We start from the raw sequence: 26331 nt of genomic DNA on the forward strand, positions 1-26331 counted from the left end.
GCTGTATGGAGAACTACTTTCTTGAGAATTAAATGAGCCTGAATCTGAAGTTAACGGGCCGGGGCCATAAATAATAAAAAAAACTCACTCGTGCTCCCGTTTTCTTTCCTGCATGAACTTCCAACCGGCAAAAAAGAAAACAGCGACAAAAACGATACTGACCGGCAGGCTGTAGATGGCCGCATAACTTCCTATGGCACTCCAGTTTTTGCCGAGCAGAAGACCGCCCGAGAGAAGCAGTATATTCCATGCCGTCGCACTGACCGAAGCCGCAAGAAAAACGCGAAATCTGCCGAGATGCATCAGCCCGCTCATAACCGATATGACCGCCCTTGAACCGAAAAGAAAGCGGTTGACCAGAACAGCAAGATATCCGTGGGTCGCGAACCGCCTGCGCAACAACGCCATATCGGAAGGTGGAAAAAAACGATGGAAGCCTGTCGAAAGACTGTGAGAAACCTTATCGCCCCTGTCGCTGTAGAGCTTCATGCCAAAATGGCGACTCAGCAGAAATACCAGCATGAAACCTGCAGTCGAACCGAGGGAAGCGAAAAAAACTGCAGCAGAAAACGAAATTCCGCTGAAGGGAACAAGATACCCGATGAACGCAACAGGCACGTCACCGGGTATAGGCGGAATCACGTTTTCAAGAAACGCGATAATAAAAAGGAATATGTAGATACTCAAAGGATCCGCATGCTGCAGATACGCAATGACAGAATCAAGCATGGGTTGTCCTCGTGTTCGTTCGAGAGTTTTTTCAGTCAAGTTCCAGAACGCGTCGCTGAACCTCGCTGTATGCATCCTCGACACCTCCGAGATCAAAACGGAAACGATCCTTGTCCATCTTTTCATTGGTTTCAAGGTCCCAGAATCTGCAGGTGTCAGGACTGATCTCGTCGCCGAGAAGAATTTCCTCGTGGTGCCTGCCGAACTCGAGTTTGAAATCGACAAGTTTCAGTTTTCTCCCGGCAAAAAACGATTTCAGAACCCCATTGATACTTTCGGCCCTTTCTTTAAGTATGGAAAGTTCATCATAACTGGCAAGACCAAGCGCTACAGCATGAGACTCGTTCATGAGGGGATCGTCGAGATCGTCATCTTTCAGATAGAGTTCCACGATCGGCCGTTCGAGCACTGTCCCCTCGACAAATCCGTACCGTTTAACCAGAGATCCGGCAGCAATGTTTCGCACAACGACCTCCACCTTGATGATATCGAGACGGCGGCAGAGCATATCGCGTTCGGACAATTTTTCAACAAGATGGGTTTTGACGCCGTTTGCTTCAAGAAGTGTAAACAGTTTGCAGGAAATCGCGTTGTTTACAACGCCCTTGTCGGCGATAGTCCCCTTTTTTTTGTTATTGAACGCGGTTGCATCGTCCTTGAACTCCTGAATAACAAGATCCTTGTCTTCCGTCAGGAAAACTTTTTTTGCTTTGCCCTCATGGAGCAATGTTGTCTTTTGCATAAAAAAAAAATAGTGAAAAAAGGTGCCGGCACGGCACTTGGTGAATGTAACGATAAAAAAAGCCTGTGTGTTTCTTCAGCGGGTCAAGCGGTTCCGTTCCCCCCGAACGCTGCCTGCTGAATTGCGCCTGTGAGCACTATGGTGATCTGCTCATCGGTCAGCCCTTTGTCTTTCAGAAAGCTCATGAACCTGAAAACACCCAGATCGGAGAGCATGGCCCTCGTCAGATCGCTGCCTCCGAGCCCTCTGGTTCGGCCATACTCCAGTGAAGTATCGATCCAGTCTGCGATGAACTCTTCGGTCTTGCCTTTTTCCAGAAAATAACCCGTTATGATCCGTTCAACATCCTGGTGATCCGGTTCCGGATGAGCCTGAAGCAGCAACTGCATCTCTTCGGAAATTCTTGCAAGTACGATGACAGCCTCCCTGTCCAGCGTTTCTTCGAGAATATCCTTTGCCTGCTTCTTGACGTCAGACATTTGAGTCATACTGTTTTCTGGATCGTTGGATAGAGAAAACTTCAATGCTACTGCTGAAAAATCAGGAATAACCCTACATTTTACAATAGTAAATAAAAAATATTGCAAAGATAAGCGATTATGAAGAAAACCTCCCTCTCTGTTTTTCTCTTTTTTATCCTTCTGCTGCTCCGGCATTCCGTTCTTTCCGCCAAAGAGCACTCCGACAGAGAGCTGCTACTGGCCTGGTGGAACGTCGAGAACCTCTTTGATACCCGAAACGATCCCGCAACCGAAGACGACGAGTTCACCCCTGGAGGCAAAAGGAACTGGACGGAGAAAAAGCTGGCATTGAAACAGCTACGGATCCGCAAGGTAATAGAAACTATCCGCATCGATCCCGATGTGCGCCGCTACCCCGACATCATAGCCTTTGCCGAAACCGAAAACCGGGCGGTTTTTGCCGGGTCGCTGAAAAAAATACCGGAACTATCCTTGAAGACGGTCTATTACGAATCGCCGGATACAAGAGGCATTGACATTGGACTCGCTTACAATCCCGAGAGCGTCAGACTTCGATCATCGAAAGCTTACCATGTGCCGATCGTCAATGACAAACCAACCAGACACATCATCGTCGCAGGTTTTTATGCCGGCAGGCACCCGTTCCATGTCATACTCAACCACTGGCCCTCAAGAGCCTTTGACAGGGAATGGAGCGAGCAGAAACGAATAACAGCCGCAAAGACAGCCCGTCACATTGCCGACAGCCTTCGGGCTGCAGACCATAGCGCCGACATCATTATCATGGGAGATTTCAATGATGAACCCCATGACCGGTCGGTAAAGCATATTCTCGGATCTTCCGGCGACAGGGAAAAAGTATTGAAGGAGTGCCGGACGCTCTTCTTCAATTGCTGGAGCGGCTATGAGGCTATAGGGAGTTACTGGTACCGTAACCGATGGGAGAGAATAGACCAGATCCTGCTGTCATGCGGCATGCTGCAGCCGAAAGGGCTCTCTGCCGCCCCCGAAGCATTCACATGCTATCATTTTCCCGACATGCTCACAAGGTCGTCGGGAAAACCCTGGCAGACCTACTACCGGGGTCAGTATAAAGGGGGGTATTCCGATCACCTCCCGTTATTGCTGAAGGTTTCCGTCGAAAAACAGTGAACTTACCCCTCCTCGGGGAGCAGCGTCACCTGATACTCGACCGTTCCGTCCGGAGCAAGCAGCGTAATATCGCCTCCGCCATGTTTCATAAAATTCTCCTTCGCAACCCGCAATGCCTCTTCTCGCGTCGGGTGCAGAGAAAAACTCCATGGAGGAGCGTTAAGCTGGTTCACCCATACCCCATCTTCACGCAGATATACCGTCCTGTCCTGTTTTCTGCTCATAGCTCATCAATGATTCAATTCGCGCAAGACAAAAAAGCTCACATTCAATTCAAAAAATCAACGACACGGACTATCAATGGACTGAAAAACCCTGGAAACACCCTTTTACACGCCAATAATACATGCATGGCACGACAAAAAAAGAAATAATATTAAAATAACAGATTACACTGCTTTACAAAGCAACAAATCGAGAACGCATCGCATAACAGTAGAGGCATCCATGCCGACAGGTATCATATTCCCCGATATCTCGACTTTCGGCACACCCGCAATGCCGGCGCTGGCCACGGTCTTTTTCTTTTCCTGCGGGAAATCTTCCGCTGAGCCGGAAAATAAGATTGCGATCGATACAACTTGCGTTCAGAATGCCGCAATGGGATAGATCCCCGGCATGGCTGCACATGAAAAACTCAATGCCGTCATTGCGGGCAACTTCAGCAAGACTGCAGGCAAGCGCACTCATCGATCGATCATCAGGAAAAACATAATCGACTGATCGCATGCGGTTCCTGATTTTCCGGTAGTCGTCAAGAAAACTGACGATGCATCTCCTGGTGTATCCGGCAAGTGCTCCTGAAAAATTACGGAACTCAGCTGTATGCCACGCGTGATTCATCGTGCCGGTCAAAATAACGGGATCGTACCGCCAGATGACCCTTTCCGGACCGATCGTGTCGGCAAGACGGCGGAAAACATCGATCATCCGGGACTTGGCAGGCACACCGGGCTCGATCGACCTATCGTACGGTGTGAGGGTAAAAAGAAAATAGTAGAAATAACCCATGGCATCGATTTCCGGAAGATGGTCTGACATCGGTGAAGGATTTTTCGTCCAGAATACCAGTGCATCGACATCTTCAGGCAGCAGGGATATCCTGCTTGACTGTGTCGGGTTCACGGGATTGCGCACAACCACCTCACCGGTTTTCAGACAATCCATCAGCCAATGACCGTAAAACGCAGGAATATCGCTCCGACGGCTTGCGCTGATGATCACTATTTCCCTGTGCGGCCGGTTCCGAGCATGCGCTTTCGCTCTGTTGTAAAATTCCACCATGGTTCGGCCTCGAAACCCTCCATGAAGCTCGTAACCGACATGAACACATCGATGACGCATGGGTCGTACTGAACTCCGGTTTTCCGGCAGAGATCGCGGTAAAGCTCGAATGGGCAACAGCCCTTGAGCTGTTCGGGCTCCGTTATGCCAAGCAGTCTGAAATCCCCGGCAATCGCCTTGCCGACGTTGGGAAGATCGGTCAACCTTGCAAGTTTCTTTCGATCGACTTTCGATGGATGCATGGTGAATCGCTTAAAGTGTTCCCGGCAGAATAAGCTCATGGATCGCATGGTGCAATGTAGCTTTTTCACGCATCCTGTAAAACCGCTGAAAAGAAACCTTATAACACAACTTGCTCTTTGAACTGCCTGCAATAAATCGTAACTTTCAGGATTGTTATGATTTATAAAGTCATATTACATAACCACAGCGTCGCCTTCTTCCACGGATTCACGTGACTGCACCAATAAGGCTTTCCCCTGAGCCCCGGAGCATTTTTCTTGTCTTCTTTCAGTTCCCAGGTTTCAAGCAATTTCAACCCTTAAAAGACATGGACAATCAAACCATTCTGTACGCGATTCCTCTTAGTGGTGTTCTTGCATTGCTGTATGCCTTTTTCAAAGCCTCGTGGATAACGAAACAACCCGTAGGCACCGAAAAAATGGCAAAAATCGCCGGACACATAGCTGACGGCGCTCTTGCCTTTCTGAAGAGGGAGTACAAGGTGCTCTTCATCTTCGTCATCTCCGTGGCGGCGCTTCTTGCCTATGCAAACAGCGGCCGGCCGGCCACTTCCCCTGTCATCGCCGTCAGCTTCATCGTCGGAGCCCTCTGTTCGGCTCTTGCCGGTTTTTTCGGCATGAGGGTTGCAACCAAAGCTAACGTCCGCACCACCAACGCGGCAAGGACGGGTCTCGGTGAGGCGCTGAACATCGCATTTTCCGGCGGCCTCGTCATGGGCCTGAGCGTTGTCGGCCTCGGCGTGCTTGGACTTTCCGTGCTTTTCATCGTTTACTCGCAGATGTTCCCTGCTCTCACGCAGGTCGAAGAGGTTATCAACCTGATCTCCGGCTTCTCGCTCGGAGCCTCATCGATCGCGCTGTTCGCACGTGTCGGCGGCGGCATCTACACCAAGGCGGCAGACGTCGGCGCCGACCTTGCAGGCAAAGTGTATGAAGGTATTCCGGAAGACGACCCGCGCAACCCGGCCACAATCGCGGACAACGTCGGCGACAACGTGGGCGACGTTGCCGGCATGGGAGCGGACCTCTTCGAAAGCTACGTCGGCGCCATCATCGGCACCATGGTGCTCGGAGCCGCCTTTGTTCCGGTCTTCAACACTATGGGCGTCAATCCGGTCGCTGCCGTTACCCTTCCGCTCATCATCGCGGCAGTCGGCATTCTCGTATCCATCGCCGGCTCCTTCTTCGTGAAGGTCAAGGAGGGCGGCAACCCGCAGACCGGCCTCAACATGGGCGAGTTCGGAGCATCAGCCATCATGGCCCTGCTCAGCTACTTCATCATCGATTACTTCCTTCCCGCAAGCTGGACGGTTGACGGCTTCACCTACACATCGCTGAACATCTTCTTCTCGGTCATCATCGGTCTTATCGCCGGTGTGCTGATCGGCATGATCACCGAGTATTACTGCTCGACACACAATAAACCGGTTGTCGATATCGCCCGACAGAGCATCACCGGTGCGGCAACCAACATCATCGCCGGCCTCGGTACCGGTATGATGTCCACCGGCCTGCCGATACTCGTGCTCTCCGCGGCAATCGTTTCCTCTTACCACTTCTCCGGCCTCTACGGTATCGCCGTCGCTGCGCTCGGCATGCTCTCCGTCACCGGCATACAGCTCGCCGTCGACGCTTACGGACCGATTTCCGACAACGCAGGCGGTATCGCCGAAATGTCGGGACTGCCGCCGGAAGTGCGCGAACGTACGGACAAACTCGATGCAGTCGGCAACACCACCGCGGCAATCGGTAAAGGCTTTGCCATCGGCAGCGCCGCCCTGACCGCACTTGCGCTCTTCGCCGCATTCCGCCAGCAGGCCGGTATCACCTCGATCGACATTTCAGAACCCATCATCATGGCTGGTCTTCTGATCGGCGCCATGCTGCCATTCGTCTTCAGTGCGATGGCTATGGGAGCCGTCGGACGAGCTGCTTCCGACATGATCAACGAGGTCGGGCGCCAGTTCAATGAAATCCCCGGCCTTCGCGAAGGTACTGCAGAGGCTGAATTCGCGCACTGCGTCGATATCTCCACCAAGGCTGCCATCAGGGAAATGATCCTGCCCGGCCTCATGGGCGTGCTTGTTCCGGTCGTTGTCGGGTTCATTTCGAAGGACATGCTCGGCGGGCTGCTTGCCGGCGTCACCTCTTCGGGCGTATTGATGGCTATCTTCCAGTCGAACGCAGGCGGAGCCTGGGACAATGCCAAAAAACGCATCGAAGGCAAGATCGAATTCAACGGCGTGGTTTACGGTAAAGGATCGGATACGCACAAGGCAGCCGTCGTCGGTGACACCGTCGGCGATCCTCTCAAGGATACCAGCGGCCCGAGCCTCAACATCCTTATGAAACTCATTGCAGTTGTTGCGCTTGTCATCGCTCCGCTTCTTTGATTAATCAGGGGCATTTCGTACCATTACAGCGGCCTTCTGCCAGGAGGGCCGCTTTTTTTATATGGTATAACACATCCGTACGTTACCGATCATGAAACTAATCATAGGACTCGGCAACCCCGAGGCCAGACATGCCGGCACGCGGCACAATATCGGATTCGACGTGCTCGATAAACTGGGCGCAACCTTCCGGACATCGTTCAGTAAAGGAAAGGGTAATTATCACTGGGCGAAAATCAGCTGGAGGAACAGCTCGATCATCCTGCTCAAGCCCATGACCTACATGAACCTCTCGGGTCATGCCGTTGTGGCAGCCATGAACTTCTGGAAAATCCAGAGACAGGACATACTCGTCGTCTGTGACGATCTGAACCTTCCCTCAGGCACTCTGAGGCTCCGTGCCAAAGGTTCGGCCGGAGGACAGAACGGCCTGAAACATATCATCGAGTGCCTCGGAAGCGAGGAGTTCGCCCGATTGAGGGTTGGTATCCGCCTTGAAGAGCAGTTACCTACCTCATTTTCGTCGTTCGTCCTGGGTAAATTCAGCGACGAGGAGAAAAAAACGATGGAAAAAACAGTTCCACTGTGCGAAGAAGCTGTACTTGATTTTGCGCAGAACGGTATAGAGCACGCCATGAACCGCTACAACAAAACAGCCGTTTAACAGGTTGCGAGCTGCGGATAAGCACGAACTGACGACACACTGCCGACGTTCATCCTCTTCAGAAAGGCAATAGCCCGGGCATTGAACTCTCTTGGCTGATCGACATTGCACACATGACCGGAATTCTCGATAACTTCAAGCCAGGAATTGGTGTGTCGTGTTATAATCAGACGAACCGCGGGCAGGAACATATGATCCTCTTCGCCCATCAGATAGAGTGTGGGTATGCCGGTATCCTTCTCTTCGAAATACCTCAATAACGGCGTCAATTCGTAAGTGAGCCTGAACCAGCGCATGAACTCCTTCTGTGCAACCTTCTTGGCCTCGTTCACAAACAGCAGTCGGGATTTCTTGTGCCTTTCGCGAGGCATGATGATCCAGGCAAAAAAGCTGTAGAGCCACATGTACGGCACTACCCGCTTGAACATGTTTCCCAGGGTGACCAGCACCTTGGCGCGCACATTCAGCCTGATGATGGCCCCCCCCATAATCATCGAGCTTACCCGTTCCGGGGCAATTTCGCTCATGTTGCGTATCAGAATGGTACCGAGGGATATCCCCACGAAATGCGCTTTATCGATTTTCAGCGTATCGAGAACCTCAATGATGTCGCGTGTAATGTCCTCGAAATTGTAATGCCGATCATCCTTGTGCGCCACGATATGCTTCGACTTGCCGTGCCCTCTGAGATCGACAAGCAGAACATTGAAATGCCGAATGAACTCTTTGATCTGCAGAAACCAGATCGATGAACTGCCGCCGGCTCCATGCACGAAAACAACCCATGGGGCGTCGGCATCGGTATGTTCATATGTTTTGAAGTGAAGCATCGAAGAACACATTTAAAAATAGCAGGAGATTCTCTATCAGAAAAAACCGGAAGTATCCGCAAAAAGTTACATACCGCTTCGCACGGCCTTAACAAGCTCGAAAAGAGCGATTCCCGCAGCCACAGCCACATTCAGTGAGTGCTTGGTGCCGTACTGCGGAATTTCAAGCACCTCGTCGCAATGCATGAGCACCTCGTCACCGATTCCCTCCACCTCGTTGCCGACGACCAGGCAAAGCGGAAAATCGTTCTTGCGCACCGCCGTATACGGCCGGCTCTTTTCAGCGATTTCAAGACCGTAAATCCTTATGCCCGATGCCTTCATGATGCCTATCGCATCGAGAGGATCTGCGCGGAACTCCCAGCGCACGAATTCCTGGGCCCCCAGAGCTGTTTTATCTATCTCCTTGCGAGGAGGCGTTGCCGTATAGCCGGTTATGAACATTTTTTCGATGCCTGCGGCATCGGCAGTACGGAACATGGAACCGACATTCCACATGCTCCGGATATTGTGGAGCATCAGGTAAACCGGATGGCGCGGCGTATCGTCAAGATCCTCGGGAGATACCCGATTCATCTCCGTACCGGCCAGCTTTCTGAAGCACATTCTATAACTTCCTGAGTTTATCGAGTATACGGTCGTTCTCGTCCCGCAGACCTACGTTGAAACGCAGGCAGTTCTTCATCAACGGATATCCGGATACATTACGGACAAGAATGCCGGAACCGCTCAACGCGCGAAACACGGCGGCGGCATCATCTACCCTTATAATCAGAAAATTCGTATCGCTTGCAAAAACCTCGATCCCTGCAATCCCCTCAAGCTCCGAATAGAGACGATCCCTTTCACCGAGAATATAGGCTACCGCATCGGTAACGAGATAGTAGTGTTTCAAAACATGCTGCAGAGTGATTTCGGCAAGCCTGCTCGATGAAAACGGAATTTTCGGCTTGGCCAGCTCTCCGAGAAGTTCCGGATCGGCAATAGCGAAACCGATACGCATACCGGCAAGAGCAAGCGCCTTCGACATGGTGCGGAGCACCACAAGATTCGGAAACTCGCCGATAAGTCCAAGCAGCGATTTTTCTCGTGAAAATTCAATATAAGCCTCGTCAACCAGAACAATGGCGTCGGACTCTCTGACGATACGGCAGACATCGTCGTAAGCGAGCGATTTTCCTGTAGGATTGTTTGGCGTGGAAAGCACTATAAAATCGACCTGACGCGACCGGGCCGTTTCGATTATGGCCCCGGCATCGAAATCAAGCCCCGGATGCATGGGCACCCTGACCACTTCCGCCTGAAGCAGCAATGCTATTTTTTCGTAGAGTGAAAAAGACGGCTCAGGAACAAGAATCTTTTTACCTGGTCCGAGACAAGCCATGAAGATGGTATAGAGCATCTCGTTGGACCCGTTGCTCATGATAACGCAATCGCGGGGAATCCCAAGGAAATCGGCATAGGCATCCATCGCCCTGAACGGAAGAATATCGGGGTAGCGATTCCATGGTTCCCTGAGGAACTCGTCGAGGATAGTCTCCTTCAGCCACAAAGGCAGATCGAAAGGGCTCTCGTTCTGGTTAAGCTTGATTTCCGCTTCCTGTCCCCCGTCAACCTTATAGACCTCGATACGCTGCAGGGCAGGATTAAGCAAATCCCGTATATCTCTTTTCATTTCAATCAGTTACTGTTAACCGTCGACAATGTGCGGATGAGCGGCTTCGCACCGCGGCCCAAACCTCAATAAAAAAACATCTTTTTAAGTTTTTTTTATAAAAAAAACTGGACATTTCTCATTTTTTTTATACTTTAAATCAGGATCAAAAATATCCTATATATAAGGAGGACACATACCATGACTACGATTACGAAAACACCGATCGAACTTCTCGACAACATATACAGCATAGCCTACTGGATGACCGGCAACGAAGCCGATTCACGTGATCTCGTGAACCGCACGTATCTGAATGCGGATATAACCACACCGGAACTCGATCTGCTTAAAACACTCCGTACCTGCTATCTCGACCGGTTCGGGCAGCAGGCCGATTTCTGTATAAGCGATAAACCATGCAAGGAATCAGTCGGCATAGTCAAATCCCTGAAAAACCGTGCGGCAGACATTAAACTCGCGGTTCTGCTGAGTGAACTGTCCGGACTCAGGCATGCCGATATTGCCGAGGTGCTTGAAAAACCGCTCGCCACCATTCGCAAATGGCTCTTCTGGGGCCGCAAGCTTCTCGTTCAGGATGACATTCTGAAAGCCTCCGCCTGATGCATTACTCTCTGCTGACAAAAGGCCGTTGAATTACCCGCAACGGCCTTTTGTTTTTCTGCACGTCGCTTCCTATTTTGTTTGACGACTTTTTATTAATCGCCATATCCGTTCAGCATGATCGTCATTACAGGCGGAGCCGGTTTTATCGGCAGTGCCATGATCTGGCAACTCAATCTGCTCGGACGAGACGATATCGTCGTAGTCGATACCCTCGGCCAGACGGCGAAAGGAAAGTGGAAAAACATATCCGGTCTCCGCTTCGCGGATTTCATTCCAAGAGAACAGTTCCTGCCTCTCCTTGAATCCGAAGCGATCCCCGGCATATCGGCCATCATTCACATGGGCGCAATCAGCGCCACCACGGAAACCAACGCAGACCTGCTCATCGAACGCAATTACTCTTTTTCGAAACGCATTGCGATCTGCTGCATGCAGCAGGATATCCGACTGATTTACGCATCGAGCGCAGCTACCTACGGAGACGGAGCTTCAGGATACGATGACAACGAAGCGGCAATGGATCTGCTCCGCCCCCTGAACATGTACGGCTATTCGAAACAGATGTTCGACCGGTGGGCACTGCAGAACGGCCTGCTCGAAAAAGCCGCCGGGCTGAAATTCTTCAACGTCTACGGCCCCAACGAATACCATAAGGGCGATATGCAGAGCGTCGTATCCAAGGCCTACAACCAGATCAGCGAAACCGGAAGCGTCAGCCTCTTCAAGTCGCACCGTCCCGATTTCGGAGACGGCGAGCAGTTACGCGATTTCGTCTATGTCCGCGACTGCACGGCCATCATGGCATGGCTGCTCGATAATCCCGCAGTAACGGGCCTGTTCAACATAGGAAGCGGCGAGGCGAGAAGCTTCAACGACCTTGTCAACGCCACTTTCGCCGCGATCGGCAGGGAACCCGTCATCACCTACATCCCTATGCCCGATCACCTGCAGGGGCGCTATCAGTACTACACCTGCGCGAACATGCAGAAACTGCGGCAGGCCGGATACCCCAACCCGATGACCTCTCTCGAAGATGGCGTCAGGGACTATGTTCGGAACTATCTTGCCTCAAATGAACCTTATTATGATCTTCAACGGCAACAAACAGCTTAACAGCATCAGCGCTTGACAACAGAAAAGACAATTGATATCCAGGGCATCGAACCGGTCATACTTTTCGGCCCTTTCGACGCCTACCTGAAAACAATCAGGAATACCTTTCCTGACGTCCAGATTACCGCAAGAGGCACAACCATAGCCCTCAGAGGAGAAGACGCCGATATAGCCGTTCTCGAAAAGATTTTCAGGGAGATGATCTTTCTGGCCGACAAGCACGGGGAAGTGCTTGAAAACGACCTCAATGCCCTCATCAATCTTGCGCTCTCCCCCGCTCCCCGAACAAGACCCCCGGCGCCCGGCGACGAAGATATCATCGTCGCGACGGCCGACTATGCCGTTCGGGCAAAAACCAACGGACAGCGAAGGATGGTTGCGGAAGCGAAAAACAACGATATTCTCTTTGCGATCGGGCCGGCCGGAACGGGTAAAACCTATACAGCGGTCGCCATCGCCGTTGCCGCATGGAAAGCAAAACAGGTCAAGCGTATCGTGCTCGCACGTCCGGCCGTGGAAGCCGGCGAGAGCCTCGGCTTTCTGCCGGGCGACCTCGCGCAGAAAATCGATCCCTATCTTCGTCCGCTCTACGATGCCCTGCAGGATATGCTTACCGCTGAAAAGCTCAAATTCCTCACCGAACGCCGCGTCATCGAAATCGTGCCGCTCGCTTACATGCGGGGCAGGACGCTCAACAACTCCTTCATCATCCTCGACGAAGCCCAGAACGCATCGGGCAAGCAGATGAAAATGTGCCTTACGCGTCTCGGGATCAACTCGAAAGCCATCATCACCGGGGACGTCACGCAGATCGATCTTCCCACCACCATGGAGTCTGGACTGCCAAGCGCAGAAAAGATTCTCAAAAACATCAAAGGCATAAGCTTCGTCTATCTCGACAAATCCGACGTCGTGCGCCACAAGCTCGTCAGGGACATCATCAACGCCTACGAAATTCATGAGAGCAAATGAAGTGTTCATAAGCCCGATTCCGGCCGGGGAACTTTGTTCCCGGCCGACAGGTTTGACTCATTGACGATCACTATAGATCATGGCATTGAAAATTCATCTTCAGCAACCTGCGGAACTGTTCAAATTAATCGGAGAACAATCATGGCACATCGAATTTCCGAAGAATGCACCTACTGTGGAGCTTGCGAACCAGAGTGTCCGGTAAACGCGATCTCGGCAGGTGACGATATCTACATCATCGACGAAAACGTCTGTATCGATTGTGTCGGCTATCACGATGAAGCGGCATGCGTCGCAGTCTGTCCTGTCGACTGTATTTTCAAGGTCTGAACAGACAGTTGCAGTACGCCGTCTTTATATCTGCAGGTCAAAAAGGCTAACTGTCCGCAAAGATCATTAAATTAATGCAAATGATTGACGGCGGAAGTCTGCATAAATCCTTCGCTTTACTTATATTTCGTGCCATATGCTCAGCGGATAGGCCGTTGAATAACCAGAGCAGCAATTCCAGGGCCTTCAGACCGGTCAGTGTATCGGTCTGAACGGAGCTCCGACGCATTCAAGCAGGCCGAACCTTTCGTCACAACCTCATTCCGTGCCTGCATGATGCGCATCCTGTTTGTCAATCCCGATGAAATACGGCAGATTGAATACTCCGACTATGCCATGGGCGGCTATATACGTCCGTATTTCTCCCCTGCCCTTGGCATGCTGATTTCCATGACTCCCCGTCATCACAGGGCGGAATACGTTGACGAAATCATCGGAGAAAAGATCGATTTCAAAAAACGATACGATCTGGTGGCCATAACCACCACATGGACCATACAGGCCCGAAGGGCCTACCAGATTGCCGACGGATTCGCAAAACACGGCGTGCCGTGCATCATAGGGGGAAACCATGCATCTCTCCGCATCGAAGAGGCATCCCGGTACTCCAGCGTCGCATCAGGCATGGCAGAAAACATGTGGCTGCAGATCCTCGAAGATGCCGAATGCCGTGCGCTCCGACCGGTCTACCGGGCCGAAGATTTCCCGGCCGTCGAAGAATGCGCATGGTTCGATTACAGAAAAATCAGAACAGCCCTCGACAATACCCGGGCTTACATAGACCCGATCAGCGGCCTGTCGCGAAACATGCGTCCCTTCCCGATTCTCACCAGCCGCGGCTGCCCCCACTCCTGCAAAATGTGCGTCACGCCGGAAATCTACCACAAGAAGTATTTCGCAATAGACCCCGACCTGCTCGAAGAACAGCTTGCCGTCGCCGAAAATCTATTCAAACCGTTCATGTACATGTTCATAGACGAATATTTCGGTCACGACCGTGAACACACCTCCGCCTGCCTCCGCAAATTCGGGGAAGCCAAGGTCAAATACGGCGTACAGGTCACGCCGAACCTGCTTTGCGAGGGCAATCTCGCTCGTGAACTTGCCGAAACCGGATGCGTGGTCGCCAGCATAGGTCTTGAATCGCTCAACGCCGAAGTGCTCGACAAGGATTTCGGAAAAGCCGAACCGAGCATTCAGGAAGGCATGGAACTGAACGACCGAAACATCGAAGCCACCTATCTTGCAGCTATCAGAAAGTGCCAGGAAGCCAAACTGCCCTTCATGCTTTTCTGGCTGATCAATCCGGTCAGAAACACCATAGAGGACATGGAAAAAATCGTCGACTTCTCGAAAAAAAGCGGGGCCGTGCTCTCATCGCTGAACTTCGCCGTTCCTCTGCCCGGCACAAAATTCTTCAGGGAACAGCAGGCAAAAGGCAACATTCTCTCCTGCGACTGGAGCCTTTACAACACCTTCAACATTCTCCTTAAACCATCCGGAGGCATTTCCGCCGAAGAGTTCCAGAAAGCCATGCACGAAAACTTCATCAAACTCTACCCGATCACCGATATACCCGTCCACCTTATGGGAAAAGCGTCACTCAGCATCGAAGTCATGCCCTACATCGTCACATCGGTTGCCGTCAGGCTTGAATATCTCAGAAAAATGGCTGAAAAAGCCCTGCCGTTTCCATTTCCGCTGCCCTTCATGCCCAAATAAGCAGCGATTCCGATCTGCTTTTTTGTCTGCTCGAAAAAAAGCTTATATTTTCGGAATTCTCAGGAATTGTTCTTTCTCTCACATTCACAACCAACATTAAGAAAGGAACTTGGATATGGCACTCTACATTACAGAAGAATGCACCTACTGCGGCGCCTGCGAGCCGGAATGCCCGGTTAACGCAATTTCAGCCGGTGACGACATCTACGTCATCGACGCCGGTTCATGCACCGAATGTGCCGGTTATGCAGATGCCCCTGCATGCGTGGCCGTCTGCCCTGCAGAGTGCATCGTTCAGGGATGATCTGATCCGCACGACGAAAAACAAAAAAGCGGCATGACCATCATGCCGCTTTTTTGTTTTCTCTCCGCTCTCCACTATCTATTCCCCATTCCTTATTCCTTATTCCCTATTCCCCGGTACCCGGCCTCCACCCTCTTCCTGCTCACCACTCAGTACACACCACTCAGCACTCATAATCCACAACAGCCCGCTCGGCTGCCGCCTCAACAATAAAAGCCTTTACCGCTTCATGTTCCGGATGAACCTGATAGGCGTCAAGAGCGTTCCTGTCGGAAAATTCCGAATACAGCACAACGTCGTACGAAACCGGAGAACAACTGAAATCGATTCCAGCCTCGATACTCAGAAGTCCCGGAATGCGCCCCGCAAGCCCCTCAAGTTTTTCCTTGAAAAGCCTCGCGTTCTCTGCCCTCTGATGTCCATGAGCGTTCTCTTTCAGACGCCACATCACAATGTGTTTTACCATAACCTTACCTTTTCCATGGCCTGTAATTGAAATCGACACCCTCGCTTGCCGCATAATCGCGCTCCCGGCCCAGTTCCCTGGCAAACGCCTTTTCGAACATCTCCTCGGCAAGCAGCCACCGATCCCCCTTTGCATTGAGCATAACCAGCAGAAGATCGCTCTTCTCCTTCTGCGCCCTCGCAATAAGGCACTTACCCGCCCTTCTGGTGAACCCGGTCTTTATGCCGACAGTATAGGGATACCTCGAAAGGAGCTTGTTATGGGTTTTCAGAAGCAGCATATTTCCGCTCGTCAGTTCGGTTACAAGCACCGATTCCAGCTGGGCTATCTCATTGAACTTTCGATTCCTTATGGCATACTCCGTCAGCGCAAGCAGATCCTCGGCCGTAGAGACATTGCCTGCGTAAACGCCCTTGTCGTATCCGGCAGGGTTGGTGAAATTTGAACGCTTCATACCGATTTTTTTAGCCCGATAATTCATGGCTTTCACAAACCGGTCCACGCTTCCGCTCAGATGAATCGCTATGGCAAAAGCCGCATCATTGCTCGAACTGACCATGGCCGCCTTGACAAGATCGATCAGCTTCACCCGGTCTCCCGGCTTGAAACCCGCCTTGGTAGGCTCCACGAGCGTAGCCTCTTTGGTGATAAGCACCTCCTGATCGAGCTTGCCGCTTTCTATGGCTATGATTGCCGTCAGAATTTTAGTCAGGCTTGCCGGCTGTATTTTCATACCGGTATCCTTGGCCATGTAAACCTTTTTTCCATCGGTCTGCTTTACGATATAGGAAGCGATATCGGGATAATACATGCTCGAATCGATACCCGCCGAATCGGCCATAACCTGCCGCGAACCGAAGGCCGCCAGAATCAGAAAAAAAACCACAGAAAAAAACCGTTTCATAGTCGCTCCATTTTGCCGTAAATATCAGGTACCGTCAACAAATCAGATACTAAGCCGGATTATCCGGCTATAACACATAACGCAATGTATACCGTCTATGTAAAGAAAAAACAACCACCTTTCCAAGCCCCCCCTTATCATCTTTTTACTTAACCCAACCTCCCTACTACCCACTACCTACTACCCACTACCTATACTCCCCATTCCCGCCTCCGATATTCTCGGCTTCGGCGTCTGCAGATGGCTGCTGTCTATCCGCTTCACCTGCCGCAGCAGTTCTACCGCATTGGTAACAAGCTCCTTTACCGAACGCTTCACATAACGGCTCTTCATGAAACTGCTCACGTTATGCCTCATATCTTCGGCAATCCAACCGCGGCTCCAGCCCATATAATTGAAGGGCGGAAAGATAAATCCAAGATCGGCAAAGAAGGCGTTGAGCTGACCGGCGACGCCCTGAATGTTATCCTGGCCTCCCGTAATGATGAACGAAACCACCTTGTTCCGTATAAGAACACGATCGTGAAGAGTTATCTGGTTCTGAACCGTATTGAGCCGTTCAGCCATCTTGTAGTAGAGCGAGGAGGCATTACCCCAGCGGATCGGCGTTGCAAGAAGCACCACGTCAGCCCATAGCACCATGGCGCGATAGACTTCCGTCATGCCATCGTCAGGATTCATTTCCGTAATGGAACAGGGCCAGGTGCAGGCCTCCTCGTGAAGACTGTAATACCCCTCGCAATGCCTGAACTGCAAATCGCGCAGCCTTATCATCCTCGTCTCGGCGCCATACTCCGAAGCAGCAAAATCCAGTGCGGACTGCAGCGCAGTTTCGGATGTGGAAGGACGGGGAAGAGCCTGGTTCATGTTGGTTGCCGAAATTCCAAGTACGTGCAATGAATCCGGTGTAGTCCGGTAAACAAGCTGCCGCAGATCCTGCAGGCCGTCATGCGCATGTTCCGCCCGGAAAGCCGTGATCACCGGGTTTTCCGAAACCAGTATCATCCCGTCTTCTATCCTGACCTCGAAAACCGCCTGACGGTCGAGATAGCCGTGAGGTGCCTGGCCTGTCCGGATATTGTACTGCCACCCGTGCCACGGACAGGCAACATACAGCTCCCCGTCATCGAGCGTCTGCAGGAACCCCTCGCCAAGATCCCCTCCCTTGTGCAGACAGGCATGTTCGAGCGCGCTTATACGTCCATCGTAATGAAACAGCGTGAGCCGTCGTTTACCCGCCTTAACCGTTCTGTGGGTACCGGAAGGCAATTCGGAGCAAGGAAGTACCGAAAGGAATTTCATAGGCGAAAACCTGCAATGCATTGAACGGAAAGAGGTCTTCATATTGCATTATCAATGCTCCACGGCTCTTTAACGTTCAGTCAGCACAAGCTTCACGGCGAGAACGGCAAAAACCCCTCCCGCAATCCGGTTGATGACGAGCTGTGCCCTTTCCGACCGCCGCAGCCGTTCTCCGGCGCCGCCGGCCACCATGCAGAGCATACCGAAAACCAGCAACGTCGCCAGAATGAACACCATGCCGAGCAGCAGCAGCTGAGGCACAACCGGTCCGCGCGAAGGATCGGCGAACTGGGGCAGAAACGCCAGAAAAAACAGCGAAACTTTCGGATTCGTAATGTTCATGATAATCCCCCGCCGATACAGCTTACCCCGGCTCGCGGCCAAAGGCTCGCAACCGGCACTCTTTCCTGCCCGGAAAGCCCTGTAAGCGAGATAACAGAGATACGCAGCACCGACGAACTTCAGCACCGTAAAAGCAACCGACGACGCCTGCACAAGAGCCGCCAGACCCAGAGCCACCGCCAGCGTATGCACCACAAGACCCGTAGCAAGCCCAAGCGTAACAAGCAAACCCGCAGCCCGGCCATTCTGTACCGACTGCGCCATCACAAACAGATTATCCGGCCCCGGAGCAAGCGCCAGCAACACCGAAGCAGCAAAAAACCCAAGCAGATGATACAATTCAGGCATACCAGTAACCAATTATCAAATCATCCCCCACATCCCCCCTTCCCTATTCCCTATTCCCCATTCCCTACTCCCCGCTCATCGCTCTCTTCTTCCCCACTCTCCACTTTCCACTCTCTTCCTACTCATCACTCAGCACTCATCACTCATCACTCAGCCCCCCCTCAAACCATCCTCTGCAGATAGACCACATCGAACCGCTTTCCGAACTTCTCGCCAGCCTCCCTGAACCGACCGCACTCCTGGAATCCGTTCCGGAGATGGAACCTGATGCTCCCCTCGTTCATGGAACTGACGCTCGCGAGAATCGAAACCAACCCCATTTCGGCAGCCTGCTCCACAAGATGGTCGAGAATAACCTTGCCTGTCCCCTGACCGGTATACCCGTCCCGTAGAAAAATCGTCATTTCAGCCGTAGCTGCAAAAGCAGGCATCGGGCTGTACGGGCGCAAAAGACCGAACCCGACGGAAGTACCTCTCTCGTCGCGCGCAATGACCGCCGGATACCCGTTCGACAGATCCAGAAACATGCAGGCCATCTCATCTGGCAAGGGCTGCAGTGAATATGCCGCAAAGCTGTTTTCGGCATAATAATTGAAAATATCGAGTATTTCAGGCCCGTCGCTGTCGGCAAGCGGTTCGAGTACGATATGCATGATCCCTCCGCCCGGTTAAAATTATGAAGGCCTCTGCGGCTGCTGACGGCTCTGCTGCGAAAGCTTGCCTCCATAATGACCAAGCAGGGTCACCACAGGCAGCATACCGAGCATAACGGCAATATAGAACCAGTGAAGAAAATCCGAGCGATCCATCACCTCAGGCACCACAAGCCGCACCGTCACCGCCACGGTACATAGCGCAAAAAGCACCATGGACAACCTGATTTTCTTTATGAATACCGGAGCCTTCGCCGCCCGATACTTTGTTTTCCAGTCATGCACTCCGGAAAAAAAAGAAACAGGAATGGCCAGAAACGTTATCCAGAGCAGATGCTGAACCGTATGCTCGAAAAAAGTATTGCCGGTCGGCAACGCCAGCAAAAGATACAGCACAGCAACGGGAATAAGACCGTTACTGAAATGCGCAGTAATGGCATGAAGCAGAAAAGTCTTCTTCATGTCCTTCCACAGACTCGGCTTCGGCATAGGCAATAACTCCTTTTATTCGTTTCGGATTGCGTTCAGGTCATACCTGAAAGTAAGGCATTTCAAAGCTTACATGCAATCCCCGATCCCAACTCTCCCGTAACCCGCTCATCCCGCCTCCACTTTCAACTCTCAACTCTCTCCTCTTCCCCTCCGACTTCCATTCCAAAGCTACCAGCCCACCGCCCACTCTCCACTCTCTCACTCTTCTCCCTGCCTTCCATTCCACTTTCCACTCTCCCCCTGCCCACAACCAACATCCCACAAATCTTCCCATTCCCCATTCCCCATTACCCATTACCCCACTCCCCGATAATCCACCTTAACCATACCGAACCCCTGCGAATTCTTCTCCCCGAACCCGCACTCGTACCCGATCTCAATCAGCTCACGTGGTGCTTCAATCCTGAACGGAGCCAGCGTACCTTTCACCCTGGTCTCATCCGGCTTCCCCTCCTTCAGCGTTATCAGCTTCTGCACCTTCCCCTTGCGGCGTTCGAGGTACTCGGGGTCAATCGTGAACCGGAAGCGCCTGTCGCCCTCGTAAGGGCGGCCATGCAACACCTCAAACTTGCGACAAAGGTTCTCGAACAACTTGTGCTCGAACTCCCCGTCGCCGGGAAAGAGATACTGAGCATACCGGTCGTCCTCGTTCCTGGTTTTGCAGACTATGGGCGAAAGTGCCACAAAGCGCATATCGCCGGACAATTCGGGAGAGTCGAGCCGCCTGACGGTCTCAACCCTGAACTGCTCCTGCCCAACAAACACAAACGGCTCATGCAGCAACCCCACAACAAGATGCTCGATGAACTCGCCTTTCGGCGACGAAAGAAAACTATTCGGGGACGCTCCTTATTATTACAATTTTTCTCGCACACGCGTCAGAATCTGATTGACCACCGATGCCGATATGCCATTTTTGGTGCTAATAATAAAGAGCGTCCTGGCATTCCCCCCTTTTGCCACGAAAAGCGTTATTTGCTGAGTTTTGTTGCGATTTTTCTGTTTTAATTGTAGTTTAACCATGCAAATCATGGAGTCAACTTCCAAAATCGCAAGGATGATTCATCGAATTTTGACCCGGAAACTGCAGGATGCATTGCGGCACTATCCTGCAGTCGCCCTGCTCGGGCCCCGTCAATCAGGGAAAACAACGCTCGCCCTTGAAGTCGGCAAATCGTTCGACGCACGGTATCTCGACCTTGAATCCGAGCAGGACAGAACAAGGCTTGCCGATCCCGAACTCTATCTGTCTGATCAACTTGAACGCCTCGTGATTCTTGACGAAGTGCATCGTACTCCCGGCCTGTTTCCCGTTTTGCGTGGCCTTATAGACAGGAGCCGAAGGACAGGCAGACGCTCGGGGCTGTATCTTCTTCTCGGCTCGGCATCCCTTGATCTCCTGAAGCAAACCGGTGAGTCGTTGGCCGGAAGAATATCGTACATCGAGTTGACACCGTTCACCATCCTTGAAGCCGGGGCGGCCAACGTCGGTCTGCTCTGGACGAGAGGAGGCTTTCCGGACAGTATGCTGGCATCCTCCGATCTGCTCAGTTTTCGCTGGCGGCAGGATTTCATCAGAACTTATCTCGAACGGGATATTCCCCAGTTCGGGCCGCGCATCGCCGCCGAAACGCTGCGCAGGTTCTGGACAATGCTGGCGTGGCATCAGGGCGGTCTGGTTAACATGTCGCAGTTTTCGAGGAGTCTCGGCATCGATGTCAAGACGGTCAGCAACTATATGGACCTGCTTGTCGATCTTCTGCTGGTCCGGCGTCTGCAGCCCTGGCACGAAAATGCCGGCAAGCGGCTTGTGCGATCCCCGAAAGTGTTTATCAGGGACAGCGGGCTGACGCATGCCCTGCTGGGCATAGCGGACAAGGATATGTTGCTTTCCCATCCGGTCGCTGGACAGAGCTGGGAGTGTTTTGTCATTGAAAACATACTCGATTCCGCGCCTGCCGATGTTCAGGGCTATTTCTACCGGACGGGAGGGGGCGCGGAGATTGACCTGTTGCTGCTCTGGCCGGACGGGAAACGGTGGGCTGTTGAAGTCAAAAGAAGCCTTGCCCCGAAACTTGAAAGGGGATTTCATTCCGCACATGCAGATCTTGGCCCGGAGCGCTCGTTTGTCGTCTATCCGGGAACCGAACGGTATCGCATGTCCGAAACGGTCGAGGCGGTTTCACTTGCAGACCTTGCGCTCGAATTGCAGCAGGCAAACAACCCATAACCCTTGGCGTACGGGCTGCTATCCCCTCAAACCGCCAACGGAACGCTCGACGCTCCTGATTACTGCAACGTGTTGTGAGCACGCATCAGCATCTGATTGACCCCCGATGCCGAAATATCGTTTTTCGTGCTCATGATACAGAACGTCCTGCTATTTCTACAGTACTTCCGAATCTGTGTTTCGAGAATGAAAAACCATTCAGGCGTCAGCAGATTTCCGTTTAGGCTCCAACCTGATGATTAAGTCACAACCGACAGCTTCAGCGTATTTCCTGAGGGTGGTAATGGATGGGGCATGTTTGCTGCCAGCCTCAAGCCTGGAGATTGCGCTCTTTGTCGTGCCTATTTTATTTGCCACAGCCTCTTGAGTCATTCCGGACTGCTTGCGTGCAGAGAGCAATTCCCTGATCAGTGCGTACTTCGGCTCAAGGGCTTCATATTCCTTGCGAAATTCCTCATCTTCAAAATCCTTGCGTATAGCTGCCTCAACGTCATAACGTACCGGCTGATAGGTTAAGTCTTCCATTATTGTACCTCCTGCATTCTTTTTAGGGCAAGCCGAAGCTCTTTTTGCGGCGTTTTTTGGGTCTTTTTAATAAAGCTGTGCAGGATGATGATTTTTTTGCCTTTCACATAGCAGTAAAAGGCTCGACCGATACCATCCCGGCCTTTAGGCCTCATCTCAAATAACCCGCCACCCATCGCTTTGGTATGCGGCATCCGAACTTGTGGACCATATTCCATGACGAGCAGAGAAATACGCCTGTAATCCGCCTTGATGCTCGCAGGCCACTTTTCGATATCCGCCTCAATAGTTGGGTGAAAATATTCGATTTCGTAATGCATGAACAAAGTTAGCGAATATGACAACTACCTGAAAGCGTTTTTCGAATAAAAAGTTCAGAAATCCCGGCCCTCTCTCAATTCCGGGGCACTCCTTATTACTGCAATTCTTCTCGCACACGCATCAGCATCTGATTGACCCCCGATGCGACTCTATGCCCCTTCAGGGGCGCAGTTCCGAAGCAACAGAGGTGCGTGGCTGCTCATCATGACCACGCTTCCATCCCCGTACGTGCTTCCCAATTGCACATCGCTTGCTCCGCCCTGCCTCATAAACCAGTGTTCGAAAACGTTGCGCTCCACTTTCAGAAAGCAGGAGGCAGTTCGCCAATCTGAAGAGTCCTGCAGAAAGAGCGTGTTTGGCAATCCTGTATTGATGCGTATATTAAGACCTGAATATGAAACTGATTTCAGATCAGAATACAAACCTTTCGTATCATGAAAAGCATTCGTATTTCAAGCGATATAATCCCGTTGGGTGAGTTCAAGACGGGCATTTCCACCTGTCTTAAAAAGGTCCGGTCAACAGGTCACCCTCTGATTATAACACAGAACGGTCGGCCCGCAGGCGTTTTGCTGTCACCCGAGGAGTATGACAACCTGGTGTACCGGAAGCAATTTATCGAATCCATCGAGCGAGGAATGATGGCTGCTGAGGTCGGCGACGTGTACAGTACAGAAGAGGTAAGAGCAAAGCTTGCGGAAAAAAGAACAACGGGAAAGCAATGAACATTGTCTGGTCATCCGAGGCTCTCGGAAAGCTCGATGAAATCGAGAGATTCATCGCGCAGGACTCTTCTCAGCGGGCAGCCGTCTTTATTGACCGACTTCTGGAAAAAGGCGATTCGATTGCATTATTTCCCGAAATTGGAAGAGTTGTTCCCGCATCAGTTTCCGGTTCTCCGCCGATGCCGATATGCCGAGCAGGCGTGCGGCTCCGGCATACGACATGTTCTGCTCTTCAACGAACGCTCCGGCAAGCTGCTTTCGGATGGCCGAACACTGGCGGTTACGGCTGCCGCTCCGCTGTTGTGCCCTGCCGAACCGATGCCTTGAAGGCAAAAAACCGATTTTTACACTCCCGGAATTCTCTTCTTTGCTCTTAACGTGTTATTTTTCAGGCCGACAGTATTGTTTACCCATTAACCTTGTTATCGTGACGGGAGCGGAGTCGAAAGAGCGTCGAAAGACTACGGAAAAAACAGCAACCGGCGTACAGGATGCGCTCAGCGTGCGTAAACTCGTTGCTCCCCGGAACCGTTCGGCCAAGACGCTCTCGAAGCTTGCGCTTTTTCTTCGTTTTCTGAAGCCGGTTACATGGATTCCCGTGATGTGGAGCTTCCTGTGCGGGGCGGTTGCAAGCGGTCGGTTCGGATGGGAGGATCTTGCCGGATGGAAGTTCCTGCTGGCGATGCTGCTGACCGGACCTCTGGCTACCGGCACCTGCCAGATGCTGAACGATTATTTCGACCGCGATCTCGACGAAATCAACGAGCCTGACCGCCCCATTCCGGGCGGCGCCATTTCGCTGCAGAACGCTACCATCCTGATTGCGGTCTGGTCGGTACTGTCGGTTATTGCCGGTTACCTGATCGAGCCGCTGATAGGCTTTTACGTCATTATCGGCATCATCAATGCGCACCTTTACAGCGCGAACCCTATCAAGCTGAAGAAACGGCTCTGGCTGGGCAACATCATCGTCGCGGTTTCGTACCTCATCATTCCCTGGATTGCCGGCGTGATCGCCTACGATCCAGAGTTCACGCTTTCCTCGATGCTGCCATCGCTCGTCGTTGCCGGCATGTACACCATTGCGAGTACCGGCACCATGACCATCAACGACTTCAAGTCGGTTGACGGCGACCGGCAGAACGGCATCAGGACGCTGCCGGCAGTGTTCGGCGAAACCAATGCCGCCATCATTGCCGCCGTGCTCATCAATATCGGCCAGGGTCTCGCTGCGGGTTATCTGCTCTATACAGGGCAAACGCTTTTCGGCTGGATAACGGCGCTGCTCGTTGTTCCGCAGGTGATTCTGCAGTTCGGCCTTATCCGTTCGCCCCGAACCATGGACGTGCGCTACAATGCCATTGCCCAGAACTTCCTTGTTGCCGGCATGCTGGTATCGGCCTTTGCCATCAAAGCCACACAGCAATGATGCACCTCGGCACGATACCGGCAATATCGGTCATCCTGCCGACCTTCAACCGGGCAGGACTGCTCGAAAAAGCCATTGAGAGCGTTCTGGCGCAATCGTTTACCGACTGGGAACTCCTTGTGGTGGACGACGGCAGTTCCGACGATACTTTTACGGTGGTAAACAGGTATGTGGAAGCAAACCCTGCCGTCCGTTACCTGAAGCACAGCAACCGGAAGCTGAACACCACGCGCAACATAGGCATCCAGGCGGCATTCGGCACCTGGCTCACCTTTCTCGACAGCGACGACAGCTATGCAACCAACCATCTTGAAAGCCGCATCCGGTTCATGCGGGAGAACCCCGAAACCGACCTGATCGTCGGCGGGTTCCACACCGATGAGGCGATTTTCGTGAAGGATTGCTACAATCCCGACTGGATGATCGATATCCGCGAGTGCATTGTCGGCCCTACGCTTTTCGGGCGGCGGGAGGTATTTCTTGCGCTTGGCGGATTCAAACCCCTTGCCTATGCGGGCGAAACCGAACTCTGGTCGAGGGCGGAAAAACACTTCAGGCTGCAGAAAATCGAGGATCCGAAAACCTACATCTATACTCGGGCTGACGACAGCATCACCTTAACCTTCAACCCCTGAACCCCGCATGGAAACCTCTAAAAAGTTATTACGCAACCAAATTGCTACGTTAGTCGGTGCTCGAAATCCTCATGTACTACGTGTACACTCCGGTTTCTCCGCTCCGTCCGCCTTGCTCTTTGTTCGCTCATCACACTTTTTAGAGGTTCCCGCATGATCAGGAACGTCACAGTCTACTGCAGTTCGAGCAACCTTGCGCCGGAATCCTATTTCGAATGCGCAGCAAGGCTGGGACAAGGTCTTGCCGAACGCGGCATGGGTCTGGTTTTCGGCGGGGGCCATGTCGGGCTCATGGGGCGGACAGCCGATGCGGCAATGCGTCATGGCGGCAAGGTTACCGGTATTATTCCCCGCTTTCTCGAAGAGCGTGAGGTTGCCCATTACGGCATTTCTGAACTGGTGGTGGTGGAAACCATGCATGAGCGGAAGATGAAGCTGACCGAGTGGGGCGATGCGTTCGTGATTCTGCCGGGAGGATTCGGTACCCTCGACGAGCTGATGGAAATCATCACCTGGAAGCATCTCGGCCACCACCGGAAACCGATTCTGCTGCTCAATTGCGAGGGGTTCTGGGATCCTTTGCTCGTGTTTTTCGGACGGATTGCCGAAGCCCGCATGGTAAAGGACGACTACGGAAGCTATTACACGGTTTGCGGCACGCCGGAAGAAGCATTCGATATTCTCGATGGCTTACAGCAGCCGGCAAGCTGATCGGGAAC

The 26331-nt window shown here is 52.3% G+C and carries 32 protein-coding genes and 1 pseudogene; 15 read left to right on the top strand and 18 right to left on the bottom strand.

Annotated features, from left to right (window positions below):
* Nucleotides 1-84 precede the first annotated feature (84 nt).
* From K4305_RS11565 to K4305_RS11575, 3 genes are all read right to left on the bottom strand, one after another.
* The gene (locus tag K4305_RS11565) at nucleotides 85-729 is read right to left on the bottom strand and encodes a DedA family protein (protein WP_331562619.1); all 645 of its coding nucleotides are present in this window, start codon (nucleotides 727-729) and stop codon (nucleotides 85-87) included.
* A 31-nt stretch (nucleotides 730-760) separates the two neighbouring features.
* Nucleotides 761-1471 carry a phosphoribosylaminoimidazolesuccinocarboxamide synthase gene (gene purC / locus K4305_RS11570; protein WP_331562620.1) on the bottom strand — a complete coding sequence of 237 codons (711 nt, stop codon included), beginning with the start codon at nucleotides 1469-1471 and terminating at the stop codon, nucleotides 761-763.
* A gap of 83 nt (nucleotides 1472-1554) precedes the next feature.
* The gene (locus tag K4305_RS11575; RefSeq protein ID WP_331562621.1) at nucleotides 1555-1959 is read right to left on the bottom strand and encodes a RidA family protein; all 405 of its coding nucleotides are present in this window, start codon (nucleotides 1957-1959) and stop codon (nucleotides 1555-1557) included.
* A 111-nt stretch (nucleotides 1960-2070) separates the two neighbouring features.
* Between K4305_RS11575 and K4305_RS11580 the strand changes: the two genes are divergently transcribed.
* Nucleotides 2071-3105 (top strand): endonuclease/exonuclease/phosphatase family protein, encoded by a 1035-nt coding sequence (locus tag K4305_RS11580; protein ID WP_331562622.1) that lies wholly within the window; start codon nucleotides 2071-2073, stop codon nucleotides 3103-3105.
* A gap of 2 nt (nucleotides 3106-3107) precedes the next feature.
* On the opposite strand, the gene K4305_RS11585 is transcribed toward K4305_RS11580, so the two are convergent.
* From K4305_RS11585 to K4305_RS11595, 3 genes are all read right to left on the bottom strand, one after another.
* Nucleotides 3108-3329 carry a hypothetical protein gene (locus K4305_RS11585; protein ID WP_331562623.1) on the bottom strand — a complete coding sequence of 74 codons (222 nt, stop codon included), beginning with the start codon at nucleotides 3327-3329 and terminating at the stop codon, nucleotides 3108-3110.
* Between the two features lie 175 nt (nucleotides 3330-3504).
* Nucleotides 3505-4329 carry a DUF1848 domain-containing protein gene (locus K4305_RS11590; RefSeq protein WP_331562624.1) on the bottom strand — a complete coding sequence of 275 codons (825 nt, stop codon included), beginning with the start codon at nucleotides 4327-4329 and terminating at the stop codon, nucleotides 3505-3507.
* Nucleotides 4329-4631, bottom strand: a complete 303-nt coding sequence (locus K4305_RS11595; protein WP_331562625.1) for a helix-hairpin-helix domain-containing protein — start codon at nucleotides 4629-4631, stop codon at nucleotides 4329-4331. Before K4305_RS11595 ends, K4305_RS11590 begins: the two co-directional genes overlap by 1 nt.
* 308 nt (nucleotides 4632-4939) lie before the next feature.
* Between K4305_RS11595 and K4305_RS11600 the strand changes: the two genes are divergently transcribed.
* Entirely contained in the window at nucleotides 4940-7024 is a 2085-nt protein-coding gene (locus tag K4305_RS11600; RefSeq protein ID WP_331562626.1) for a sodium-translocating pyrophosphatase, read from the top strand.
* Nucleotides 7025-7115: 91 nt separating this feature from the next.
* Complete coding sequence (gene pth, locus K4305_RS11605; protein ID WP_331562627.1) at nucleotides 7116-7688, top strand: aminoacyl-tRNA hydrolase; 573 nt, start codon at nucleotides 7116-7118, stop codon at nucleotides 7686-7688.
* Here the strand turns inward: pth and K4305_RS11610 are convergent.
* The 3 genes from K4305_RS11610 to hisC form a co-directional block, all read right to left on the bottom strand.
* Complete coding sequence (locus K4305_RS11610; protein ID WP_331562628.1) at nucleotides 7685-8518, bottom strand: alpha/beta fold hydrolase; 834 nt, start codon at nucleotides 8516-8518, stop codon at nucleotides 7685-7687. The two genes, pth and K4305_RS11610, sit on opposite strands and share 4 nt — an antisense overlap.
* Before the next feature lie 66 nt (nucleotides 8519-8584).
* On the bottom strand, nucleotides 8585-9124 hold the full coding sequence (locus tag K4305_RS11615; RefSeq protein ID WP_331562629.1) for an RNA methyltransferase: 540 nt from the start codon (nucleotides 9122-9124) through the stop codon (nucleotides 8585-8587).
* 1 nt (nucleotide 9125) lies between these two features.
* The gene (gene hisC / locus K4305_RS11620) at nucleotides 9126-10193 is read right to left on the bottom strand and encodes a histidinol-phosphate transaminase (RefSeq protein ID WP_331562631.1); all 1068 of its coding nucleotides are present in this window, start codon (nucleotides 10191-10193) and stop codon (nucleotides 9126-9128) included.
* 180 nt (nucleotides 10194-10373) lie between these two features.
* Between hisC and K4305_RS11625 the strand changes: the two genes are divergently transcribed.
* The 6 genes from K4305_RS11625 to K4305_RS11650 all read left to right on the top strand — a co-directional run bounded on the left by K4305_RS11625 (nucleotide 10374) and on the right by K4305_RS11650 (nucleotide 15240).
* A complete protein-coding gene (locus K4305_RS11625; RefSeq protein ID WP_331562632.1) occupies nucleotides 10374-10796 on the top strand; it encodes an RNA polymerase sigma factor in 423 nt (140 codons plus the stop codon).
* 117 nt (nucleotides 10797-10913) lie between these two features.
* A complete protein-coding gene (gene rfaD, locus K4305_RS11630; protein ID WP_331562633.1) occupies nucleotides 10914-11912 on the top strand; it encodes an ADP-glyceromanno-heptose 6-epimerase in 999 nt (332 codons plus the stop codon).
* A 12-nt stretch (nucleotides 11913-11924) separates the two neighbouring features.
* Complete coding sequence (locus K4305_RS11635; protein ID WP_331562635.1) at nucleotides 11925-12884, top strand: PhoH family protein; 960 nt, start codon at nucleotides 11925-11927, stop codon at nucleotides 12882-12884.
* Between the two features lie 141 nt (nucleotides 12885-13025).
* Nucleotides 13026-13214, top strand: coding sequence for a 4Fe-4S binding protein (locus tag K4305_RS11640; RefSeq protein ID WP_331562636.1), 189 nt, complete (start codon nucleotides 13026-13028; stop codon nucleotides 13212-13214).
* 273 nt (nucleotides 13215-13487) lie between these two features.
* Entirely contained in the window at nucleotides 13488-14936 is a 1449-nt protein-coding gene (locus tag K4305_RS11645) for a B12-binding domain-containing radical SAM protein (protein ID WP_331562637.1), read from the top strand.
* A gap of 115 nt (nucleotides 14937-15051) precedes the next feature.
* On the top strand, nucleotides 15052-15240 hold the full coding sequence (locus K4305_RS11650) for a 4Fe-4S binding protein (RefSeq protein WP_331562638.1): 189 nt from the start codon (nucleotides 15052-15054) through the stop codon (nucleotides 15238-15240).
* Between the two features lie 163 nt (nucleotides 15241-15403).
* On the opposite strand, the gene K4305_RS11655 is transcribed toward K4305_RS11650, so the two are convergent.
* The 7 genes and pseudogenes from K4305_RS11655 to cas6 all read right to left on the bottom strand — a co-directional run.
* Complete coding sequence (locus tag K4305_RS11655; protein WP_331562639.1) at nucleotides 15404-15706, bottom strand: Dabb family protein; 303 nt, start codon at nucleotides 15704-15706, stop codon at nucleotides 15404-15406.
* Nucleotides 15707-15710: 4 nt separating this feature from the next.
* A complete protein-coding gene (locus K4305_RS11660) occupies nucleotides 15711-16610 on the bottom strand; it encodes a D-alanyl-D-alanine carboxypeptidase family protein (protein ID WP_331562640.1) in 900 nt (299 codons plus the stop codon).
* A gap of 180 nt (nucleotides 16611-16790) precedes the next feature.
* Nucleotides 16791-17912 carry a Rieske 2Fe-2S domain-containing protein gene (locus tag K4305_RS11665; protein ID WP_331562641.1) on the bottom strand — a complete coding sequence of 374 codons (1122 nt, stop codon included), beginning with the start codon at nucleotides 17910-17912 and terminating at the stop codon, nucleotides 16791-16793.
* A gap of 69 nt (nucleotides 17913-17981) precedes the next feature.
* Nucleotides 17982-18602: a LysE family translocator gene (locus K4305_RS11670; RefSeq protein ID WP_331562643.1), complete on the bottom strand. Its 621-nt coding sequence runs from the start codon at nucleotides 18600-18602 to the stop codon at nucleotides 17982-17984.
* A gap of 161 nt (nucleotides 18603-18763) precedes the next feature.
* Nucleotides 18764-19255, bottom strand: coding sequence for a GNAT family N-acetyltransferase (locus tag K4305_RS11675; protein ID WP_331562644.1), 492 nt, complete (start codon nucleotides 19253-19255; stop codon nucleotides 18764-18766).
* 21 nt (nucleotides 19256-19276) lie between these two features.
* Nucleotides 19277-19744, bottom strand: coding sequence for a hypothetical protein (locus K4305_RS11680; RefSeq protein WP_331562645.1), 468 nt, complete (start codon nucleotides 19742-19744; stop codon nucleotides 19277-19279).
* 297 nt (nucleotides 19745-20041) lie between these two features.
* A pseudogene (cas6, locus tag K4305_RS11685) lies at nucleotides 20042-20566 on the bottom strand (CRISPR-associated endoribonuclease Cas6); the annotation flags it as partial.
* A gap of 238 nt (nucleotides 20567-20804) precedes the next feature.
* Between cas6 and K4305_RS11690 the strand changes: the two are divergent.
* Complete coding sequence (locus tag K4305_RS11690) at nucleotides 20805-21977, top strand: ATP-binding protein (protein WP_442880483.1); 1173 nt, start codon at nucleotides 20805-20807, stop codon at nucleotides 21975-21977.
* A 198-nt stretch (nucleotides 21978-22175) separates the two neighbouring features.
* Here the strand turns inward: K4305_RS11690 and K4305_RS11695 are convergent, their stop codons facing one another.
* On the bottom strand, nucleotides 22176-22502 hold the full coding sequence (locus tag K4305_RS11695; protein ID WP_331562647.1) for a helix-turn-helix domain-containing protein: 327 nt from the start codon (nucleotides 22500-22502) through the stop codon (nucleotides 22176-22178).
* On the bottom strand, nucleotides 22502-22822 hold the full coding sequence (locus tag K4305_RS11700) for a type II toxin-antitoxin system RelE/ParE family toxin (protein WP_331562648.1): 321 nt from the start codon (nucleotides 22820-22822) through the stop codon (nucleotides 22502-22504). Before K4305_RS11700 ends, K4305_RS11695 begins: the two co-directional genes overlap by 1 nt.
* Before the next feature lie 435 nt (nucleotides 22823-23257).
* Here K4305_RS11700 and K4305_RS11705 point away from each other — a divergent pair, with 435 nt between their 5' ends.
* From K4305_RS11705 to K4305_RS11725, 5 genes are all read left to right on the top strand, one after another.
* Nucleotides 23258-23548: a type II toxin-antitoxin system Phd/YefM family antitoxin gene (locus tag K4305_RS11705; protein ID WP_331562649.1), complete on the top strand. Its 291-nt coding sequence runs from the start codon at nucleotides 23258-23260 to the stop codon at nucleotides 23546-23548.
* The gene (locus K4305_RS12350; protein WP_442880480.1) at nucleotides 23545-23925 is read left to right on the top strand and encodes a type II toxin-antitoxin system RelE/ParE family toxin; all 381 of its coding nucleotides are present in this window, start codon (nucleotides 23545-23547) and stop codon (nucleotides 23923-23925) included. The genes K4305_RS11705 and K4305_RS12350 overlap by 4 nt, the downstream gene beginning before the upstream one ends.
* Nucleotides 23926-23975: 50 nt before the next feature.
* Nucleotides 23976-24977: a chlorophyll synthase ChlG gene (gene chlG / locus K4305_RS11715; protein WP_331562651.1), complete on the top strand. Its 1002-nt coding sequence runs from the start codon at nucleotides 23976-23978 to the stop codon at nucleotides 24975-24977.
* Nucleotides 24977-25612: a glycosyltransferase family 2 protein gene (locus K4305_RS11720; protein ID WP_442880484.1), complete on the top strand. Its 636-nt coding sequence runs from the start codon at nucleotides 24977-24979 to the stop codon at nucleotides 25610-25612. The genes chlG and K4305_RS11720 overlap by 1 nt, the downstream gene beginning before the upstream one ends.
* A gap of 153 nt (nucleotides 25613-25765) precedes the next feature.
* Complete coding sequence (locus tag K4305_RS11725) at nucleotides 25766-26323, top strand: TIGR00730 family Rossman fold protein (protein WP_331562653.1); 558 nt, start codon at nucleotides 25766-25768, stop codon at nucleotides 26321-26323.
* Nucleotides 26324-26331 lie beyond the last annotated feature (8 nt).

The organism is Chlorobium sp. (genome assembly GCF_036528655.1).
Lineage (GTDB): Bacteria > Bacteroidota > Chlorobiia > Chlorobiales > Chlorobiaceae > Chlorobium.

Excerpts from the sequence above, each read along its gene's own strand:
- K4305_RS11675 (WP_331562644.1), bottom strand. The coding sequence starts at position 19,255 with ATGCATATCGTACTCGAACCGCTTGCCGACAGCGACGGGCCTGAAATA.
- K4305_RS12350 (WP_442880480.1), top strand. The coding sequence starts at position 23,545 with ATGAACATTGTCTGGTCATCCGAGGCTCTCGGAAAGCTCGATGAAATC.
- hisC (WP_331562631.1), bottom strand. The coding sequence starts at position 10,193 with ATGAAAAGAGATATACGGGATTTGCTTAATCCTGCCCTGCAGCGTATC.
- K4305_RS11615 (WP_331562629.1), bottom strand. The coding sequence starts at position 9,124 with ATGTGCTTCAGAAAGCTGGCCGGTACGGAGATGAATCGGGTATCTCCC.
- K4305_RS11680 (WP_331562645.1), bottom strand. The coding sequence starts at position 19,744 with ATGCCGAAGCCGAGTCTGTGGAAGGACATGAAGAAGACTTTTCTGCTT.
- K4305_RS11640 (WP_331562636.1), top strand. The coding sequence starts at position 13,026 with ATGGCACATCGAATTTCCGAAGAATGCACCTACTGTGGAGCTTGCGAA.
- K4305_RS11705 (WP_331562649.1), top strand. The coding sequence starts at position 23,258 with ATGAAAAGCATTCGTATTTCAAGCGATATAATCCCGTTGGGTGAGTTC.
- K4305_RS11580 (WP_331562622.1), top strand. The coding sequence starts at position 2,071 with ATGAAGAAAACCTCCCTCTCTGTTTTTCTCTTTTTTATCCTTCTGCTG.
- K4305_RS11565 (WP_331562619.1), bottom strand. The coding sequence starts at position 729 with ATGCTTGATTCTGTCATTGCGTATCTGCAGCATGCGGATCCTTTGAGT.
- K4305_RS11670 (WP_331562643.1), bottom strand. The coding sequence starts at position 18,602 with ATGCCTGAATTGTATCATCTGCTTGGGTTTTTTGCTGCTTCGGTGTTG.
- K4305_RS11700 (WP_331562648.1), bottom strand. The coding sequence starts at position 22,822 with ATGCATTACGAAATCGAATATTTTCACCCAACTATTGAGGCGGATATC.
- K4305_RS11610 (WP_331562628.1), bottom strand. The coding sequence starts at position 8,518 with ATGCTTCACTTCAAAACATATGAACATACCGATGCCGACGCCCCATGG.
- K4305_RS11720 (WP_442880484.1), top strand. The coding sequence starts at position 24,977 with ATGCACCTCGGCACGATACCGGCAATATCGGTCATCCTGCCGACCTTC.
- K4305_RS11595 (WP_331562625.1), bottom strand. The coding sequence starts at position 4,631 with ATGCATCCATCGAAAGTCGATCGAAAGAAACTTGCAAGGTTGACCGAT.
- K4305_RS11575 (WP_331562621.1), bottom strand. The coding sequence starts at position 1,959 with ATGACTCAAATGTCTGACGTCAAGAAGCAGGCAAAGGATATTCTCGAA.
- K4305_RS11625 (WP_331562632.1), top strand. The coding sequence starts at position 10,374 with ATGACTACGATTACGAAAACACCGATCGAACTTCTCGACAACATATAC.
- rfaD (WP_331562633.1), top strand. The coding sequence starts at position 10,914 with ATGATCGTCATTACAGGCGGAGCCGGTTTTATCGGCAGTGCCATGATC.
- pth (WP_331562627.1), top strand. The coding sequence starts at position 7,116 with ATGAAACTAATCATAGGACTCGGCAACCCCGAGGCCAGACATGCCGGC.
- K4305_RS11695 (WP_331562647.1), bottom strand. The coding sequence starts at position 22,502 with ATGGAAGACTTAACCTATCAGCCGGTACGTTATGACGTTGAGGCAGCT.
- K4305_RS11655 (WP_331562639.1), bottom strand. The coding sequence starts at position 15,706 with ATGGTAAAACACATTGTGATGTGGCGTCTGAAAGAGAACGCTCATGGA.
- K4305_RS11645 (WP_331562637.1), top strand. The coding sequence starts at position 13,488 with ATGATGCGCATCCTGTTTGTCAATCCCGATGAAATACGGCAGATTGAA.
- K4305_RS11725 (WP_331562653.1), top strand. The coding sequence starts at position 25,766 with ATGATCAGGAACGTCACAGTCTACTGCAGTTCGAGCAACCTTGCGCCG.
- K4305_RS11690 (WP_442880483.1), top strand. The coding sequence starts at position 20,805 with ATGATTCATCGAATTTTGACCCGGAAACTGCAGGATGCATTGCGGCAC.
- purC (WP_331562620.1), bottom strand. The coding sequence starts at position 1,471 with ATGCAAAAGACAACATTGCTCCATGAGGGCAAAGCAAAAAAAGTTTTC.
- K4305_RS11665 (WP_331562641.1), bottom strand. The coding sequence starts at position 17,912 with ATGAAATTCCTTTCGGTACTTCCTTGCTCCGAATTGCCTTCCGGTACC.
- K4305_RS11600 (WP_331562626.1), top strand. The coding sequence starts at position 4,940 with ATGGACAATCAAACCATTCTGTACGCGATTCCTCTTAGTGGTGTTCTT.
- K4305_RS11650 (WP_331562638.1), top strand. The coding sequence starts at position 15,052 with ATGGCACTCTACATTACAGAAGAATGCACCTACTGCGGCGCCTGCGAG.
- K4305_RS11585 (WP_331562623.1), bottom strand. The coding sequence starts at position 3,329 with ATGAGCAGAAAACAGGACAGGACGGTATATCTGCGTGAAGATGGGGTA.
- K4305_RS11660 (WP_331562640.1), bottom strand. The coding sequence starts at position 16,610 with ATGAAACGGTTTTTTTCTGTGGTTTTTTTTCTGATTCTGGCGGCCTTC.